The organism is Frankia sp. CeTa3Moorea (assembly GCF_978021225.1).
The window spans coordinates 32,535-36,686 of sequence record NZ_CDXDOR010000044.1 but is presented as its reverse complement, the minus strand read 5'-3'; the positions used below and the strand labels follow the sequence as shown (position 1 = coordinate 36,686).

Annotated in this window: 2 protein-coding genes; one reads left to right on the top strand and one right to left on the bottom strand. The window is 67.6% G+C overall.

Annotated features, from left to right (window positions below):
* Positions 1–16: 16 nt before the first annotated feature.
* Entirely contained in the window at positions 17–1,231 is a 1,215-nt protein-coding gene (locus AC08OV_RS10515) for an ISAs1 family transposase (RefSeq protein ID WP_476619604.1), read from the bottom strand.
* Between the two features lie 1,555 nt (positions 1,232–2,786).
* On the opposite strand from AC08OV_RS10515, the gene AC08OV_RS10510 reads away from it, so the two are divergent.
* Positions 2,787–4,022: a glycosyltransferase gene (locus AC08OV_RS10510; protein WP_476612569.1), complete on the top strand. Its 1,236-nt coding sequence runs from the start codon at positions 2,787–2,789 to the stop codon at positions 4,020–4,022.
* Positions 4,023–4,152 lie beyond the last annotated feature (130 nt).

The window sequence follows — 4,152 nt, the reverse complement described above, 5'->3', positions numbered from 1 at the left end:
TTGTTCTTACACGCCCCTACTCACAGGTGCAGTCTGATGAACAGATGTCGACGGTCCAGTGGCCGCGGACGTGGGCGAGCAGGTCGGCGGGCGTGGTGTCGTCCGGGCCGAGGCTGGTGAGGTAGAGGACGGCCTCCGCGCGGGTGCGTGGCACGCCCTTCTTCCAGGTCGTGACGTAACGCTCGATGAGCACGACCTGGGCGGCGTCGGCCATCTGAACCCCGGCCGGGACGGGCAGGACACGCAGGGTACGGGTCTCGATCCGGCCGTGGCCGCTCTCGACGGTGGCCGCGACAACATCGACATGGGCCCAGTTCAGGGCGTTGAGCAGGCTGTTCAGGGTCGGCTGGTTGCCGAGTACCGGGAACAGGTAGTGCGCCTTCTTGGTCTCGCGCAGGAACCGGGCGTTGGGATGAGTCGTCTGGAGAGCATCGGCCGTGACGATCACATCCTTGAGGGGCAGCGGGGTCAGGAGCGGGGCGAAGTGGCTGACCTCGTTGGCTTTGCCGGCGCGGGCGACGCGTTCCTGGCCCAGGACCTGGCCGGTGAAGTGCGTGATCGCGGCGACCAGGTGGACCTTGCGGCCGCCGCCGAGGCGCGCGCCGCGCCGTTCCTTCCCGTCGACCGCGACGGCCGGCCGGGTGGGCCGGTGGGCCGGGTCGACCAGGACGGCCGGGGACAGGAACGGGTGCTGGGGCGCGGCGGCGACCTGGCCGCCGTCGCGGGCCTGGCGCGGCCGGTCCGCCCGGGATGGCCGGGGGCGGCGGGCCTTCTTCTCCGGCGGCGCCGGGTCGGCCAGTTCCCCGGGCACTGTCCGGCCGACGAGTGCCCAGGTCACCGCCCACCTGGTCAGGTCGGTCTGGAGCGCGACGATGTCGACGGCCTCGTGCAGCCGGCCAAGGGTGGACGTGGAGGGCGCCTCGAACAGGCCGGTGGTCGGGTTACGCCGGCAGCCCAGAGCCTTCAGGACCGGCTGGTCCCAGCCGGCGACGGTGCGGGCCGCTGGCTCGATCTTCGCCTTGCCGCAGGCGATCGCCAGAGTGAGGGCCGCCAGCAGCGACGGCAGGCGATGGCGCAGCCCGCGCGCGCCACGGCGGTCGCGCGTGTGGGCGAACACGGCCGCCAGGGACACGGCCAGCTCGACCGAGGGCGGACCCGTGACCAGCGGCGGGGCGTCGTTCTGGCAGCCCAGGGTCAGGCAGAGGTGACGGATCAGGGATGATGAAGACACGGGCACGGCCTTCTGGGGCGGATCGGATTCGACACCCAGATGCCATCGGAGGCCGTGCCCCCTGATCAATCACGGGCCGCCCACCATCAGCCCATGGCAGCCCCAGAGATCGTCACCCAGCGTGGCTGCCGACGGCTCTCGTCCACCACCCCGGGGCCCCCAACCACCACCCCGGCACCGTCCCCAACAGCCAGCCACTCCCTCAAGAACCATCACGCACGGTCACGCGACTTTGAGGAGTCCCTGCCACCCGGAGAGGTGTCTGCGCAGTTGCTGTTAGGATTCGCGGAGAATCTCCGATCCGCGCTGAAGACCCGTTCGTGCTCTCAGGTGCGGGTCAGCCGGAACGGGACTTTCGTTGGGGGGACGTTTCAAGTGACCATGCCACATCGTATTTTTTCGCGCCCACCGGCGGGCGGATCCACCTGCACGGTCCGTCGCGGCGGCATACCGGTTCTTCCCTGTCCGGCGCGGCCGGCGACCGCCGGCTCTCGGCCGCGCCGGTCGCCCGGTCGTCGCCAGGTGGACCGCGCGTGAGCACATACTTCTTCTCCGTTTCCCCTCGAGATCGTTAGCCGTTTGTCCGGCCGTTCACCGAGAGATGAGCTCCGGTCCGGCCACCCGTCGTGCATCCCGGGCAACGGGTGACGGTATTTTGGTCGGCTCCCACGGCGCCCGGAAATCCCGCAATCCCGAGGTCCACGTGACGGCGCTCCAGCGCCCGCCGTTTCGTTCCCACGACCGGGGACACCGATTTTTCCGGTGGACCGCCTCCCGGAATGACGGCTCGTACTTTTCGACCGCACCACCGACGCCGGGGACCTCCGATCGGAGGTTCCCCGCGCGCATCGGGACCGAAAGCGCTTCGCCACTTTGCTCCCCGCGATGTGGCGTGGCCCACTTCAATGGCAGATGACCGTGACACCGAGGAAAATTAATGATATCGAGGAGAAGTCGACTTCCAACATCGATACTCAGCGGGTGAGATCCACAAAATAACGACGCGCATGCCGCGGGGGGGCGCCGAACGTATTTCGCCACTCGATCGGACGGCGGATGTCAGATGGGTCGCGTCGCGAACGCCTGATGCGGGGGTGGATGCCGACATGTTTTCTTCACATAATCCTTGGAGAAGCGACGGGGTCGAGACGGCGCCAAGCATGGAATCATCGACATCCGCTGGGGACCGCCCTGTAGGTCCCCTCAGACAGATCCGCTCAGGCAGGTCCGAGGATGCCGAGCGCCAAGCGCGTCGTTCCAGATCCTCTCCCCGCGGGCGGATCGGTTCTCCAGCTCTCCACCAGGCATCCGCATCCCAGATGACAGCCCCCAGCGACAGCCCGACGGCACGGGACCGAGTCTGCCACCGCCGCAACCGAGTTCTGCCGCGCCGCGGACGAGAAGCGAGGACAGAGTGAATATCGGCAGTCCCGACGGAGCGAAGAAGACCGGAACCAGCGGAAGCATATGCGTCGTCGGGCCGGGGTTTCGTTTTCTCAGTGGGTTGAGCGTCTATTCATGCCGGCTCAGCAATGCACTGGCCGAAGAGTTCGAGATGAACGTCATCCTGATCCGTCGGCTTCTGCCGGAACGGCTGTATCCCGGCCATCGACGGGTCGGCGCCAAGCTGACCAGTCTGTCCTACGACAAGAAGGTGACAGTCCTCGACGGGATCGACTGGTATTGGGCGCCATCACTGGCCCGGGCCGCCGTCTTCCTCGTCCAACGACGCCCGCGGCTTCTCGTTCTCCAGTGGTGGACCGCCGCGGTCCTGCACACCTACCTCGCGCTGGCCCTGATCGCCCGTCTCCGCCGGATCCCCATGGTGATCGAGTTTCATGAGGTGCAAGATCCGGGCGAGATGCGTTTCGCACCAGCCCGCATCTACTCCCAACGCCTACTCCCGGTCCTGGTGCGGCTGGCCGGTGGCGCGCTGGTCCACAACCAGCACGACGCGGATCAACTAGCTTCCGTCCTTGACCTCGGACACCTCAGAGTCGAGCGGGCCCCGCACGGGCCTTACGACCAACTCCTCACCGTCGACAGCACGATGTCCGACGATCCCATCGACGTCCACGGGGCGGCCCAGCCGCTCGTGAAGCCGACCCGACTGCTCTTCTTCGGGCTGATCCGACCGTACAAGGGACTCGAGGACCTGGTGATGGTCTTCAACAGCCTCGACCGGGTGGAGGCTGAAAAATACACGCTGACCGTCGTCGGCGAGACCTGGGAGGACTGGGACCTGCCGAGCAGGCTCATTGCCGAGAGTCCTCACCGGGACCGCATCACCTTCGTGAACCGGTACGTGGACGACGGCGAGGCCGCACGGTTCTTCGCCGCCGCCGACGCACTCGTGCTGCCCTACCGGCGCGGCAGCTCGAGCGGTCCCCTGCACATCGCGATGAGCCACGGCCTACACGTGATCCTCTACGAGGTCGGCGGGCTCGCCGAGGCCGCGCGCGACTACAAGGGCGCCACCCTCGTTCCGCCCCACGACCTCGACAAGCTCGCGGCGGCGATCCGGAAGCTCCCCGAGAGGCGCGCGGAGCGGTTCGCGACCGAACACACCTGGGATACCACGCGCGCGGCCTACCGGGAACTCTACGACGCGCTGGTGCCCTCGTCGGATCGGGGCACCCGGCTGGCCACCACGGATCGGACCACCCCGGCCGACGCCGCTGCGAACGGCTCCGGCCGGACGACGCAGAGAACGTTGAACACACGAATCAGCTCACGAATCATCCGGAGCAGGAAAACATCGACCCGCTCAGGTGATCTGCATGAAGGCTGATCCGAGGGCAGAGATGGCCGACCCCGACGAGACGGTCGTCCTGGACCGAGCCGTCATCGTGAAGCCGAGAAGAAATCGGCTGAGCCTTCACTCGCCAAGCCGCAGACAGCTCTGGCTGTCCGTGGCGGCC

Bases quoted from the DNA above. Each gene is read 5' to 3' on its own strand.
- AC08OV_RS10510 (WP_476612569.1), top strand. From the start codon at position 2,787: ATGAACGTCATCCTGATCCGTCGGCTTCTGCCGGAACGGCTGTATCCC.